This is a genomic window from Sphingomonas sp. PvP056 (assembly GCF_040549155.1).
Lineage (GTDB): Bacteria > Pseudomonadota > Alphaproteobacteria > Sphingomonadales > Sphingomonadaceae > Sphingomonas.
Genome location: NZ_JBEPST010000001.1, coordinates 509,105 through 523,219, shown reverse-complemented (window position 1 = coordinate 523,219; position 14,115 = coordinate 509,105). Strand labels below are relative to the sequence as shown.

At 66.0% G+C, this 14,115-nt stretch carries 13 protein-coding genes; 3 read left to right on the top strand and 10 right to left on the bottom strand.

Annotation, left to right across the window (positions count from 1 at the left end; genetic code table 11):
- Window positions 1-30: 30 nt before the first annotated feature.
- The 5 genes from egtD to gluQRS form a co-directional block, all read right to left on the bottom strand.
- Complete coding sequence (gene egtD / locus ABIC17_RS02510) at window positions 31-1,008, bottom strand: L-histidine N(alpha)-methyltransferase (RefSeq protein ID WP_354279072.1); 978 nt, start codon at window positions 1,006-1,008, stop codon at window positions 31-33.
- On the bottom strand, window positions 1,008-2,267 hold the full coding sequence (gene egtB, locus ABIC17_RS02505) for an ergothioneine biosynthesis protein EgtB (RefSeq protein ID WP_354279071.1): 1,260 nt from the start codon (window positions 2,265-2,267) through the stop codon (window positions 1,008-1,010). The genes egtD and egtB overlap by 1 nt, the downstream gene beginning before the upstream one ends.
- 71 nt (window positions 2,268-2,338) lie before the next feature.
- A complete protein-coding gene (locus ABIC17_RS02500; protein ID WP_354279069.1) occupies window positions 2,339-2,923 on the bottom strand; it encodes a cob(I)yrinic acid a,c-diamide adenosyltransferase in 585 nt (194 codons plus the stop codon).
- Between the two features lie 49 nt (window positions 2,924-2,972).
- Window positions 2,973-3,215: a twin transmembrane helix small protein gene (locus tag ABIC17_RS02495; RefSeq protein WP_354279068.1), complete on the bottom strand. Its 243-nt coding sequence runs from the start codon at window positions 3,213-3,215 to the stop codon at window positions 2,973-2,975.
- Between the two features lie 9 nt (window positions 3,216-3,224).
- Entirely contained in the window at window positions 3,225-4,103 is an 879-nt protein-coding gene (gene gluQRS, locus ABIC17_RS02490; protein WP_354279067.1) for a tRNA glutamyl-Q(34) synthetase GluQRS, read from the bottom strand.
- A gap of 186 nt (window positions 4,104-4,289) precedes the next feature.
- Here gluQRS and ABIC17_RS02485 point away from each other — a divergent pair, with 186 nt between their 5' ends.
- The 3 genes from ABIC17_RS02485 to ppc are packed head-to-tail and all read left to right on the top strand — an operon-like array spanning window position 4,290 to window position 8,042.
- Window positions 4,290-4,856: an HNH endonuclease gene (locus tag ABIC17_RS02485; protein WP_354279066.1), complete on the top strand. Its 567-nt coding sequence runs from the start codon at window positions 4,290-4,292 to the stop codon at window positions 4,854-4,856.
- Between the two features lie 43 nt (window positions 4,857-4,899).
- Complete coding sequence (locus tag ABIC17_RS02480; RefSeq protein WP_354279065.1) at window positions 4,900-5,316, top strand: EF-hand domain-containing protein; 417 nt, start codon at window positions 4,900-4,902, stop codon at window positions 5,314-5,316.
- A gap of 38 nt (window positions 5,317-5,354) precedes the next feature.
- Window positions 5,355-8,042 carry a phosphoenolpyruvate carboxylase gene (gene ppc, locus ABIC17_RS02475; protein WP_354279064.1) on the top strand — a complete coding sequence of 896 codons (2,688 nt, stop codon included), beginning with the start codon at window positions 5,355-5,357 and terminating at the stop codon, window positions 8,040-8,042.
- 179 nt (window positions 8,043-8,221) lie between these two features.
- Here the strand turns inward: ppc and ABIC17_RS02470 are convergent, their stop codons facing one another.
- The 5 genes from ABIC17_RS02470 to ABIC17_RS02450 form a co-directional block, all read right to left on the bottom strand.
- Window positions 8,222-8,842: a YbhB/YbcL family Raf kinase inhibitor-like protein gene (locus ABIC17_RS02470; RefSeq protein WP_354279063.1), complete on the bottom strand. Its 621-nt coding sequence runs from the start codon at window positions 8,840-8,842 to the stop codon at window positions 8,222-8,224.
- Window positions 8,843-8,902: 60 nt separating this feature from the next.
- Window positions 8,903-9,298 carry an acyl-CoA thioesterase gene (locus ABIC17_RS02465; RefSeq protein ID WP_354279062.1) on the bottom strand — a complete coding sequence of 132 codons (396 nt, stop codon included), beginning with the start codon at window positions 9,296-9,298 and terminating at the stop codon, window positions 8,903-8,905.
- Window positions 9,295-9,870 (bottom strand): DedA family protein, encoded by a 576-nt coding sequence (locus ABIC17_RS02460; protein WP_354279061.1) that lies wholly within the window; start codon window positions 9,868-9,870, stop codon window positions 9,295-9,297. Before ABIC17_RS02460 ends, ABIC17_RS02465 begins: the two co-directional genes overlap by 4 nt.
- 78 nt (window positions 9,871-9,948) lie before the next feature.
- Window positions 9,949-12,045, bottom strand: coding sequence for a S9 family peptidase (locus tag ABIC17_RS02455; protein ID WP_354279060.1), 2,097 nt, complete (start codon window positions 12,043-12,045; stop codon window positions 9,949-9,951).
- 43 nt (window positions 12,046-12,088) lie between these two features.
- Window positions 12,089-14,038 (bottom strand): methyl-accepting chemotaxis protein, encoded by a 1,950-nt coding sequence (locus ABIC17_RS02450; protein WP_354279059.1) that lies wholly within the window; start codon window positions 14,036-14,038, stop codon window positions 12,089-12,091.
- Window positions 14,039-14,115: the final 77 nt, after the last annotated feature.

The window sequence follows — 14,115 nt, the reverse complement described above, 5'->3', positions numbered from 1 at the left end:
GGCGATGCGGCGGCAATCACCGCGCGTCGGTTACGGCGCGAGGCGCGCGGGCTGTGCCTCCGCGAGGATCACCGCAAACCGTCCTTCCGGGTCGGTCCATTCGCCGACCGGCCTCCACCCGCCCGCGCGAAGCAGGATCCGCGCGTCGCGTGGCCCAAACTTGTGGCTGTTCTCGGTGTGGATCGTCTCGCCCGCCGCCATCTCGAACGGCCGCCCCTCGATCGTGAAGCGCACGTCGCGGGTCGCTTCGAGATGCATCTCGATCCGGGCGCGCGGATCGTTCCAAATCGCGCGGTGGCGGAACGCATCGACCGGGATCGTCGCGCCCAGTTCGCGGTTGATCCGCTCGAGCAGATTGAGATTGAACGCCGCCGTCACCCCCTGCGCATCGTCATACGCAGCTTCGAGCGTCGCCTGATCCTTGATCCGGTCCATCCCGATCAACAGCATCGCGCCTTCGCCAAGCGACATCTTCATCGCGCGGAGCAGATCGACGCTGGCGTGCGGGATCATGTTGCCGATCGTCGATCCGGGGAAGAACCCGAGCTTCGGCGTGTCGATCACTTGCCCCGGCAGATCGATCGGCTTGAGGAAGTCTGCCTCGACCGGCAGCACCGGCAATCCGGGGAACGCGGCGGAGAGATCCGCCGAGGATTCGCGGAGGAAGTCGCCCGAGATGTCGATCGGCACATAGGCCGCAGGGTTGACCGCGTTGAGCAGGATCGGCGTCTTGGTCGAGGACCCCGAGCCGAATTCGACCACCGCGCGTCCGGTGCCTGCGATCCGCGCGACGTCGGCGCAGCAATCGCGCAGGATCGCGGTCTCGGTCCGGGTCGGATAATATTCGGGCAAGTCGGTGATCGCCTCGAACAGCTCGGACCCGCGCCGGTCGTAGAACCACCGCGCCGGGATCGCGCGTGGGCGGATGGTGAAGCCCTGCAACACGTCATGACGGAACGCCGGATCGGCCAGGCTCGCCTGACCGTCCTCGATTTCTGGCTTAAGCATTAGAGATCCTTGGCAAGCCGAACGCCGGTGAACTGCCAGCGCTGATGCGGATAGAAGAAGTTGCGGTAGGAGGCGCGCGCATGGCCACGCGGGGTCGCGCAGGATCCGCCGCGCAGGACGCACTGTCCGCTCATGAACTTGCCGTTATATTCGCCGACCGCACCCTCGACCGCGCGGAAGCCCGGATAGGGGCGGTAGGCGCTCCCGGTCCATTCCCAAACATCACCGAAGAAGGCCGGACCGCCAGTCGACGGGCGCGGCTCGACCGGCCCTGCGGTGTCGAGCTGGTTGCCGCCGAGCGGATCGTACGTCGCCGCTGCGGCTTCCCATTCGGCCTCGGTCGGCAGCCGCACGCCCGCCCAGCTGGCATAGGCGTCCGCTTCAAAGAAGCTGACATGCGTCACCGGTGCCGCCGGGTCGATCGCACGACGTCCGTCGAGCCCGAAGCGAGTCCACGCGCCGTCGCGCTGCTCCCAATACAGGGGAGCTGTAATCTGCTCGCGCTTGACCCACGCCCAGCCATCGGACAGCCAGTGGCGTGGCTCGGCATAGCCGCCGTCGGCAATAAACGCGGCCCATTCGCCGTTGGTCACGGTGCGGTCAGCGATCGCGTGCGGGCTCAACAGCGTTTGATGACGCGGACCTTCGCAATCGAACGAGAAGCCGTCGCCGTCGTGGCCGATTTCGACAATTCCGGCGGCGTGTTCGATCCAGCCGACCGGGGGCGGCATTTCCACCGGCACCTTGCGCGCAGCCGGCCAGATCGCGGGTTCGACCGGATTCTGCGCCATCAGATGCAGGATGTCGGTGACGAGCAACTCCTGATGCTGCTCCTCATGATGGCAGCCGAGCGCGATCAGTTCCTGCGCAGCCTCGGGCAAGTCAGGCATCGCCGCGAGCACCTGCGCATCGACATGCGCGCGATACGCCAGGATCTCGTCGAGCGCCGGGCGCGTGATCATCCCACGCCGGTTGCGCGCATGGCGCTGTCCCTCGGCTTCGTAATAGCTGTTGAACAGGAACGGGAAGCGGTCGTCGTACAGCCGGTACCCGCTGACGAAATCGCGCAGGATGAAGGTCTCGAGAAACCAGCTCGTGTGCGCGAGATGCCATTTGGCGGGCGAGGCATCGTCCATCGATTGTGCGGTCGCATCCGCATCCGACAAGGGTGCGACCAACGCGACGGTCAGGTCGCGGACCGCCCGAAAGCGTTCGGCGAGCGCGGAGGCGTCAGTCCTTGGGGCAGTCCGTGTCGCCATCGCCTCGTCCGTTCTGGAAATCCTGCCCCCAGCCGGGGCGATTCAGCGGGCCATCCCCCCGCTGAGTCGCATCAGCGGGTTGCACCCGGTCGCCAAAGAACGTCGCCACCCGCATTTTGGTTCACCACCCGCGCGGCAACGAACAGATAATCAGACAATCTATTGAGATAGGCGAGCGCGAGCGGATTGAGCGCGACCTGCCGCGCCGCCCCGACCGCGGTCCGCTCCGCGCGCCGGATCGTGGCGCGGGCGACGTGGAGCGCTGCCGCACCGCGCGTACCGCCGGGCAGGATGAAACTGGTGAGCGGCGCGAGCTCGCTGTTCATGCGATCGATTTCGGTTTCGAGCCGCTCGACCTGCGCCGCGACGATCCGCAGCACCATCTCGGACGGCGCAAAGTCCTCCCCCGGGGTCGCCAGATCCGCACCCAGATCGAACAGGTCGTTCTGCACCCGCTCCAGCAGCGCAACCAGCCAGATATTGTCGATGCCGGTTTCGCGGAGAGCAACCGCCGCCACGCCGATCAGGCTGTTCGCCTCGTCGACATCGCCGATCGCGGCCATCCGGGCATCGTCTTTGGCCACACGCGACCCGTCGACGAGCCCGGTCGAGCCGTCATCCCCGGTGCGCGTGTAGATGCGATTGAGCTTTACCAAACCCTGTCCCCCGATCCGGTCCCGTCAAGGACCGGTGCTTTCTGCGCGGTCAGCTCTTGCCCGCGAGCCACATGATCAGCACGACCAGGAAGATCGCGACTGCCTGGAACATGATGCGATATTGCATCATCTTGTTCGACTTGACCGCCGACGGGCTGATCCCGTCCGCACTTCCCGTCCCGTCGCGCGCCTGCTGGCTTGCACCAAGCAGGAAGACGACCAGGCCTCGGACCAGAACGACGACCGTGGCGATCATCGCCGCGATCAGCAGGATTGTCAGGAAAGTGCTCATGCCATCAACTTAGGCGTTCGGGACGAGAAAGCCAGTGGTCACAATGTCCGAGGGCACCCGCCCGGCGCGCAGCGTCCGCGCGAGCGCAATGCCGTCTTCCCCCGCCAGCCGCAACCGTTCGAGCGTGGGCGCATGCGTCCGTTTCGCCAGCCGCACGCCGTCCACATCGTGGAGCAATGCATGATGATGATAGACCGGCGTCGGCAGGTCGAGCAGCGCCTGGAGCAACCGATGGACGTCGGTCGCGCCGAACAGGTCGAGCCCGCGCACGACATGCGTGACGCGCTGCGCCGCATCGTCGACTGTCACGGCGAGATGATAGCTCGCGGGCGCATCCTTGCGCGCAAGGACGACGTCGCCGTGCGTTTCCGGCCGCGCGACGACACGGCCCGCGCGCTCGTCGTGCCAGTCGAGCGGGCCCGTGCGAGCGACTGCGGCGGCCATGTCGATCCGCCACGCATGCTGCGCGCCCGCCGCGATCCGCGCGGCGCGCACCGCATCGTCGAGGTAACGACACGTCCCGGGATAGACCGCGCCCGGTCCGTGTGGCGCGGACAAGCTCGCGGCGATCTCGGCGCGCGTGCAGAAACAGGGGTAGAGCAGGCCTTCGCCCCGCAATTGATCGAGTGCGACGGCGTAAGCGGGGAGCCGCGTCGACTGGAACAGCACTGCGCCGTCCCACTCCAGCCCCAGCCAGCGCAAGTCTGCCTCGATACCCGCGACATGTTCGGGACGGCTGCGCGTCCCGTCGATATCCTCGATCCGCAACAGGAACCGCCCCCCGTCAGACCGGGCGCGATCGTGCGCCTGGATCGCGGAAAAAGCGTGGCCGAGGTGGAGCTTACCGGTCGGGCTCGGCGCGAACCGACTGACGATCTGCGCGGTCATCGTGCCGTCGCGATCGGGGCGCGGTGCGCCGCTCCGGGAGCGTACCCTACGATCGTTCCCCTTGACCCCGAGTCGCGCCCTGTGCTGTGTTCGTTCAAGATTGGCGCAGCTGTCATGACAGCGTCATCCTAACCGGCAAGAAGCCGCGCAGGAAGCGTCACGCGACCGAGGAAAAGGGGGGCTTGAATGTACCATCCCGATCTCATCCGCCACCCCGATGGCTGTCCTGCGCTTGTGCTCAACGCAGACTACACCCCGCTGAGCTATTATCCCTTGTCGGTCTGGCCGTGGCAGACCGCGATCAAGGCGGTGTTCCTCGACCGAGTCGACATCGTCGCGGAATATGAACGCGAAGTGCGCAGTCCGACGCAGCGGATCAAATTGCCATCGGTGATCGCGCTCAAGCAATATGTGCGACCAAGCGCGTTTCCCGCCTTCACGCGGTTCAACCTGTTCCTGCGCGACAAGTTCACCTGCCAATACTGCGGATCGGGCAACGACCTCACCTTCGACCATATCGTCCCGCGCGCGCAGGGTGGACGAACGACGTGGGAGAATGTCGCGACCGCCTGTTCGCCGTGCAACCTCAAGAAGGGCGGGCGTACGCCGAAACAGGCGGGGATGCCGCTTCATATCGACGCAATCCGGCCTACAAGTTGGCACTTACAGGAGCATGGCCGACGCTATCCGCCCAATTTCCTGCACGAAACGTGGCACGACTGGCTGTATTGGGACGTTGAGCTGGAAGCTTGACGCCGATACACGCGCGTCGACCTGTTCGGTCCGGGAGACGAAGATGCTGCGTATGGGGATTGTGGGTCTGGCGGCCCTGGTATTGGTAACGTCCGGCTGCGGCCGCTCCGCACCCAGCGACGACGCCCTGAACGACTTCGTACCGCCGACGCTCGCCAAGCGCGATGAGGTCCGGCAACTGCTTGAAAAGCGCTTCGACGAACGCGACGCCGACGGTGACGGTCGACTGAGCAGGCTGGAACTCGGCAACACCCGCGCGGACCGCATTGCGCGCGCGGATACCGATCAGGACGGCGCGATCAGCAAGAGCGAATTCGTCGCGCGCGGGCTTGAGCGGTTCGACCAGGCCGATGCCAACAAGGACGGCATGGTGACCAACAAGGAGCAAGCCGCTGCCCGCGCCGCGCAAGGCGCCAAGGCAACGCCCGCCACCCCGGCGGCGACTCCAGCAACACAGTGATGGTTGACCCCGGGGGTGTTGCGATGCAGCATCCCCGGATGGCTGACCTCCCCTCGATCACCAACAATCCCGACATCCGTTTCCTGGGCAAGCTGCTCGGCGACGTGATCCGCGCCTATGGCGGCGAAGCGCTCTATGAACGCACCGAATCGATCCGTGCGGCCTCGGTCGAGCGCCACCGCGGGGCGACCGACGACAAGAGCGTCGACCTTGCGCTCGACCAGCTCGACCTCGACGAGACGGTGGATTTTGTTCGGGGATTCATGCTCTTCTCGATGCTCGCCAATCTTGCCGAGGACCGGCAGGGCGTGACCGCCGAACAGGGCGCGGACCTTGCCTCCGCGCTCGACCGCTTGGCGGAAGAAGGGATCGACAAGGCCAAGGCGATCGCGCTGCTGCAGCACGCCTTGCTTGCCCCGGTGCTGACCGCGCACCCGACCGAAGTGCGCCGCAAGTCAATGATCGACCACCGCAATCGGATCGCCGCGCTGATGCTGCTGCGCGACACCGGCGCGACCGACACGCCCGAAGGCGACGACGTAGAGCAGGCGATCCTTCGCCAGATCGCGCTGCTGTGGCAGACGCGCGTGCTGCGGCGCGAGCGCCTGTACGTCACTGACGAGGTCGAGACCGCGCTCAGCTATCTGCGCGATGTGTTCCTCCCCGCGCTCCCCGCACTGTACCAGCGCTGGGATCGCGCACTTGGCGAACGCACGCCGGGGTTCCTCAAGCCCGGCAGCTGGATCGGCGGCGATCGTGACGGCAATCCGTTTGTCACGGCCGACAGCCTGCGCGCCGCCCTCGCCAAGGCGAGCGAAGCGGTGCTGGTCTATTATCTCGATGCGGTCCACGCGCTCGGGGCCGAGCTGTCGATCTCGACCAATCTCGCGCCCGCCGACACAGCGGTCACCGCGCTCGCCGACGCAAGCGGCGACAACGCCGAAAGCCGCAGCGACGAACCGTACCGGCGCGCGCTGTCGGGCGTTTACGCCAGACTCGCCGCGACGCATCTGGCGCTGACCGGCAAGGCCGCCCCGCGGCCAGGACCGCTCACGGGCGAGCGCTATGCCGATCCGCAGGCGTTCCGCGCCGATCTCGTCATCATCGCCCGCGCGCTCGCGGCGGGTGGCGGAGGGACCTTGTCATCGGGGGGCGCGCTCGGACGGCTGATCCGCGCGGTCGAAACGTTCGGCTTCCATCTCGCCACGCTCGACCTGCGGCAGAACAGCGCGGTGCTGGAGCGCGTCGTCGCCGAGCTGCTCAAGGTCGCCGGAGTCGAGGACGATTATCTGGCGATGAATGAATCGCAGCGCGTGTCGCTGCTGCGCCACGAACTGTCCAACGCGCGGCCATTGGGCAGCGCATTCGCGGAGTATTCGGACGAGACCAAGTCCGAACTCGCGATCCTGCGCGCCGCCGCGACCGCGCATGCCACCTATGGCACGGCGTGCATCGTCCAGCATATCGTGTCGATGGCGCAATCGGTGTCGGACCTGCTCGAACTCAACGTGTTGTTGAAGGAAGTCGGTCTGTACCGGCCGCAGGGGACCGACGGGCAAACCCCGATCGCCGCGATCATGGCGGTGCCGCTGTTCGAGACGATTGGCGATCTGGAAGCCGCACCCGAGATCATGACCGAATGGTTCGCGCTGCCCGAGGTTCGTGCAGTGACCGCCGCGCGCGGTTATCAGGAAGTAATGATCGGCTATTCCGATTCGAACAAGGACGGGGGGTATCTCACCTCGACCTGGAGCCTGTCCAAGGGGTCGACCGCGCTGCGCAGCGTGTTCGCCGACGCAGGCGTCGGGATGCAGCTGTTCCACGGACGCGGTGGCGCGGTCGGGCGTGGGGGTGGCTCGGCCTTCGCCGCGATTCGAGCGCAGCCGTTCGGCACGGTGCAGGGCCGGATCCGCATTACCGAACAGGGCGAGGTGATCGCGGGCAAATATGGCACGCGCGACAGTGCGATGACCAATCTGGAGGCGATGGCCTCGGCGACGTTGCTTGCCAGCCTCGAGCCCGAGCAATTGTCCGCCGCCGACACGCAGCGTTTCTCCGAGGCGATGGACCAGCTCTCTGCAAGTGCGTTCAAGGCGTATCGCGACCTCGTCTATGGCACCGAGGGTTTTCGCACCTTCTTCCGCGAAATGACACCGATCGCGGAAATTTCGGGGCTCAAGATCGGCTCGCGCCCCGCCAGCCGGACCAAGAGCGACCGGATCGAGGATCTGCGCGCGATACCCTGGGTATTCAGCTGGGCGCAGGCGCGCGTGATGCTGCCGGGTTGGTACGGCGTGGGCCAGGCGATCGACGCGTTCGAGGATAAGGCACTGTTGCGCGACATGGCGCAGGGCTGGCCGTTCTTCGCGGCGACGCTCGCCAATATGGAACAGGTGATCGCCAAGTCCGACATGGGGATCGCCGCCCGCTATGCCGCGCTGGTCGAGGATCGCAGCCTTGCCGACGCGATCTTCCCGCGGATCGAAGCGGGGTGGCGGCAGGCGCATGACGGGCTGCTGGACGTGACCGGCCAGTCGCGCCTGCTTGAAGCGCATCCGGCGCTCGAAACGTCGATCCGGTTGCGCCTGCCCTATATCGAACCGCTCAACTTGCTGCAGATCGAACTGATCAAGCGCCGCCGCGCGGGCGACGAGGACGAGCGGATCGGCGAGGGCATCCTGCTGTCGATCAACGCGATCGCGACTGCGTTGCGCAACAGCGGGTAAGGGTTGCGTCGGTGGCCTGAGTTCATAACTGCTTCCCCGGCGAAGGCCGGGGCCCAGTTGAGGAACAGAAGATTGCGAGCGGGTGCGCGCCGTTACTCGGCCATCGCGACTGGGCCCCGGCCTTCGCCGGGGAAGAAAGTTAGGGGAACGCGACCCGACGTCAGCGCCCGCGTGAGGCGTCAGGCAACCACAGGAGCGCCATCGTCCGGCACCACGCCAGCAGGTTCGCCGCGCGAATACAGCCCGACCAGCAACCCTGCGCCGATCACATGGCCCGCCATTGCATTGAGCACCGCACCGCGCCCCGGTGCTTCACCGATGTCCTCTGCCGCGCAATCCAGCGCAAAGACTTGAAACGCATAGCGATGGTCACCGTGGCCGGTCGGCGGATCCGGCGCGAGCCACCCCTCGGACAGATACGAGTTACGCCCGACATCGCCACCATCGGGCTGCGCGTTCGCCCTGATCGCACCTTCCGCGATCCGCCCGGCATCCGCTGGCAAGCCCCAGAGGATCGCGTGTACCAGCGGTGCCGGTGTCGGTGAATCGGCATCCTCGACGACCAGCGCAACGCTCAGCGTCCCCGGCGGGACCGCACCCCAGGTCAGTGGCGGCGAAACGCCCTCGCCGTCCGCGGTGAAGCGTGGCGGGATGCGGCCTTCCTGCGCGAAGGCAGGGCTCGTCACCTCGATCGTCGTATAATTATTGCCGAGCACCGGCTGGGTGATCGTCAACTTGTCGGCACCGGCACGCACACTGCGCAACGCGGCACCCAACCAATGGGGAAGATGTTCCAGCATCGCGGGCCTTTCCTTGGCGGGATTCCTCCATTCAAGCCCCCGAGGCGCCAAGCGGTTCCGTCAGCTGGACAAAAACGGCGCCGCAATCTCGTCCCGCACGCGCAGCAGCCGCCCGCTCGCGCGGTCGATCAGTGCCCAGGTCGTGACGGCCTGCACCTTTACCTTTCCGTCCGGCCCGAGAAACCGGACATGGCGGTCGAAGCGCGCGCCGGTGGGCGGTTCGGGGACCCAGGTCTCGCCAGTGACGGTCTCGCCAGCCGCGACATTGCCGCGATAGTCGATCTCGTGCCGCGTCACGACCCAGACATAGGCGACCTGTTGTTCGGGCGGCGCGAGTGCTTCCCAATGCGCGACCGCGATCTGCTGGATCCAGCGCACCCACACCGCATTGTTGACATGGCCGAGCTCGTCGATGTCGTCGGGCGTCGCGGTGATCGAAAGCGTGAAGCGCGTCATGCCGCCTGTGTGCGCCGCCCGCGCCACCAATGCCAGAGGCCCAGCAGCACCGCGACCACGACGATCACGCACCCGACGATCAGGATCGCGTGCTTGTCGGGGAGGAAGCGTTCGATCAGTTTCTCGAAACTGTGCCCGAACAGATAGCCGATCCCAGTGAATACGATCCCCCAGACGATCGCCGCGACCAGGTTGATCACGACGAACAGCTTGGTCGAGACCTTGGTCGTCCCGATCGCAATCGGGCTGATCGTGCGGAAGCCGTAGATGAACCGGAACGCGAAGATGAACCCGATCGGATAGCGTTCGAGCAGCCCCAGCGCGCGCTCGAAGATCGGCTTCGCGCGCGCACGGCGGACCCATGGCTTGTCGCGGAAATACCGCCCGAGCGAGAAGAAGATCTGGTCCGCGACGAACGACCCCGCCGCCGCCGCCGCCATCGCGCCGGGGAGCGGGAACAGCCCCTTGTGCGCGAGCAGCCCACCCGCGACGACGACGGTCTCGCCCTCGATCCCGGCACCCGCGAACAACGCGATGAGGCCGTAGTGCTGGATGATGGATTCGATCGTCATAGGCGGCTCAAATCCGCGCGCGCGCCGATGTTCCCCCGCGACGGCGGGGGCCGGAGCAAAGCGCCACGGTCGTTTCGCCTACCCCTCGATGCCGAGCTGCCACAACACGAACGCATGTTCCTCCGCGCCCTCGCGCAGCGATTCGAACCGCCCCGACTTGCCGCCATGCCCCGCGCCCATGTTGGTCTTGAGCAGCAGGATATTGTCGTCGGTCTTGGTCGCGCGCAGTTTGGCCGCCCATTTCGCGGGCTCCCAATAGGTTACGCGCGGATCGTTGAGCCCGCCGCTGATGAACATCGGCGGATAGGCCTGCGCCTTGACCTGATCGTACGGCGAATAGCCGCGGATCAGTTCGAACGCCGCCTTGTCCTCGATCGGATTGCCCCATTCGGGCCATTCGCCCGGGGTCAGTGGCAGCTCGGCGTCGAGCATCGTGTTGAGTACGTCGACGAACGGGACGTCGGCGATCACCGCGCCCCACAGTTCGGGGTCGGAATTGACGACCGCGCCCATCAGCTCGCCGCCCGCAGACCGCCCCGCGATCGCGATCTTGCCCGCGGAGGTCCAGCCACCCGCGACCAGCCCCTTGGCGACATCGACGAAGTCGTTGAATGTATTGGCGCGTTTCTCGAGCTTGCCGTCGAGATACCATTGCTGACCGAGATCGTCCCCGCCGCGGATATGCGCGATCGCATAGGCAAAGCCGCGATCGAGCAGCGACAACCGCCCGGTCGAGAAGCCCGGCGGGATCGCGTAACCATATGCGCCGTAAGCATAAAGGAATAACGGGCGCGACCCGTCCCTGGGGAAGTCGGCGGGATAAACGATCGAGACCGGCACCTCGGTCCCGTCGCGTGCGGTGATCTTGAGGCGCTCGGTGCGATACTTGGCGGCCTGATAGCCCGAGGGGATTTCCTGGACTTTCAGCGTCGTCAGCTCTCCGGTCGCGACGTCGTAATCATATTCGGTGCCCGGCGTGACCATCGATTCATAGCCGACGCGCAGCACGTCCATCGCATATTCAGGGTTGTTGCCGAGCCCCGCGTCATAGCTTGCCTCGGGAAACCGTATCCGTTGTGGCACGATTGTGTCGTCGTAGCGGTGGATTTCAATCTGATCGAGCCCGTCTTCACGCCCATCTACGATGAAAAAGTCCCGGAAACAGTCGATTCCAGTCATGTAAAAATGCGCCGACGGCGCGATCTTCTCGACCCATTCACCCGGCGAGGAGATATGCGCGGTGCACAGCCGGAAATTGGGGTCGGTGTCGTTGGTGTGGATGAACAGTGTGTCGCCATGCATGTCGACGTCATACTCGCGCCCCACTTGCCTTGCTGACACCAGCAACGGCGTCGCAAGCGGATCGGTCGCGGGGAGCAGGTAGATTTCGCTCGTCACATGGTCGCCGCTCGACAGCACGATCCACTTGCGGTCGCTCGTCTCGCTGACGCCCACGCGGAAGCCCTCGTCGGCTTCCTTCAACAGTTCAATATCGTCCGCGATCGGCGTGCCGAGCCAGTGGAGCCGGGCATTGTCGGTGCGCCACTGGTCGTTGGCGAGACCGTAAAGGAAACCCTTGTCGTCCGCGGTCCAGACGATTTCGGACAGCATCCCCGGAATGACATCGGGGAGATGCTCGCCGGTGGTCAAATCCTTGACGCGGATCTCGAACCGTTCCGAGCCATTGTCGTCGATCGCATAGGCGAGCAGCCGCCCGTCATTGCTGATCGAGAACGCGCCCAAGCGGAAATATTCCTTGCCCTCCGCCAGCACGGGCTCGTCGAGGATCAGTTCGTCCTTGCTCGTGTCAGTGCCCGCGGCGACCGGGCGACGCCACCATTTGCGATACTGGCCGCCGGTCTCGAACGCGGTCCAGTACAGCCAGTCGCCGTCCTTCTGCGGGACCGAGGAATCGTCTTCCTTGATACGCCCCTTCATCTCTTCGTACAGCCGGTCGATCAGCGGACGATGCGGCGCCATCACGCTTTCGAAATACGCGTTTTCCGCCGCCAGATAGGCGAGCACGTCGGGATCGGTCACCTCGGGATAGCCCGGATCCTTGATCCAGGCGTAGGGATCCTCGATCGTGACCCCGTGCGTCGTGAAGCTGTGCGGGCGGAGCGCGGCGACGGGCGCAACGGGGAGATTGGCAGCGGGGGGCGTGGAGTCGGTCATCCGCGACCCCTACCCCGCCACCGCCGCCCAAGTCGAGCCGCGCCTATGCGGGGAGCAATTCCCTCGCCCGCGCGGTGTTCGCTAGACCGCGCCGGTCGGCACGGCTGCCCGCGGACGCGCCGGTGCGGGGTTTACGCCGTTCGACCGTCACGGGAACGTCGCTTGCGCGCAAGTCATACTGGAACGCTGCCGCATGGCCGGCCAGCCTCTGCACGTCCCGCGCGAGGCCTCCCGCGGCGGCGGACGTCTGGTCTACCATTGCGGCATTCTGCTGGACGATCTGGTCGAGCTGCGACACCGCGCTGTTGATCTCGCCGATCGCGATGGACTGTGCGACATTGTCGTCGGCGATCCCCTGCGTCAGCGCGGCGGCTTCGGTGCAACGCGTCAGGATCGTCTGGAGCGCGCCGTCGACCAGACCGACCGCCTCGACCGCGACGGTGACGTCCTCCTGCGTCGCGCTGAGCTGGGTGCGGGCGCGCTTGGCCTCCTCCTCGGCGCGCATCGCCAGCGTCGAGACGAGATCCGCGACCACCGCAAACCCGCGGCCGGCATCCCCCGCCCGTCCCGCTTCGACCGCAGCGTTCATCGCCAGCACGCGGGTCTGGAACGCGATCTTGTCGAGCCCCTCGATCACATCGTCGATCCCGCTGGTGCTCTTGGACACGCGGTGCATTGCTTCCATCGCGCCATCGGTACGGGTGCGGACTTCGCTCGCTGCGTCCAGCGTCTGCTGCGATCCGTCGGACGTCTTGCGCGCCGCCTCGGCGGTGCTGCGCAGCCGCTCGTCCATGCGATTGACCGCGGCTGACGTCTGCTCGATCGCCGCGGCACTGCTCTCGGTGCGTCGCGCGAGTTCCTCGGTCGCACCTGCAATCGATCGGGACGCGCCGTCGATCTCGTTGGTCGTCTCGACCACCGCGCAGACCATCTTGCGCAGCGTCTCGACCGCGCCGTTCAAATCGCTGTTGACGCCGGTGTACCCTGCGGGGAATTCGATTGCAGTGCCATGCCGCAAGTCGCCCGCGGCCATCCGGCGCAGGACCTGCCCCACGCCGTCCGCGACTATTGCGGTATCCGCGGCGGCGCGTGCATCCTGCGCCGCGCGTTCCTTCGCGCTGCGCCGGAAGAAGTCGACCGCTTCCGCCATCGCACCGAGTTCGTCGGTGCGCCCGAGATGCGGCACCGTACAGTCCTGCCCACCCGCGAGCGTAGTGGTCGATTGGATCAGTTCATCGAGCGGCGCCATTACCTTGCGCGTCAGGTAAACGCCTGCACCGATCGCAAGCGCGAGGATCGTCAATGCCAGCACCAGCAACGCGCTCGACGCCGTGGTCAGGCTGCGGTGGGCGTCCTGCTTGAGATTGGCCTGATAGTCGGTCGCCAGCGTGACCGCGCGGTCGATCTGGGTCCGGTGCTCGGCATAGGCACTGGCGATCGCGGCGTAGCTGTCGCGCATCGCGGCGGTATCACCCTTGCGCGCCGCGGTTTCCAGCCGCGCGACCTGCTGCCAGAAACGCTGTGCGGGGACGTCCGCATCCTGGGTGAGCGCTGCGGCGAGTTCGGGACTGATGTTGCCGGTTTTCCAATAGGCCTGACGCTCGTCATACGCCTTGCGCAAGGCCGCGAGGTGCGCGGCACGCTGCTCCACCTGTTCGGGGTGATCGACCAGCAACGTGGCTTCCAGGAACGGTTCCAGCACATAGGCGGGCGGCGGGAGGATGTCCGCGACGTAATCCGATGCGGACTGGATCCGCTCGGCGACCGGACCACCGATCCTGACGAGGTTGATGCTGTACGCGGCGATCGCAATCGCCAACAGGACGATCATGGCGATCAGCCCCGAACCGAGCTGTAGACGCTTTGCAATTGACATGACGATCCGGCCTTCACCGCTGCTGTACCGTTGCCCATTGTAGAGCGGATCACCGCTGCCGGGCGGCAGGCTCGCCGGGATTTTCCACGGGAGCGTGCGGACCCACCGCGTTGCCAAAACCAATCGCCCGCGTAACAACTATTCTTGCAGCGTAAGGCGAGCGTGTGCGATAGGAACGCCTGCGCACTGTTGTT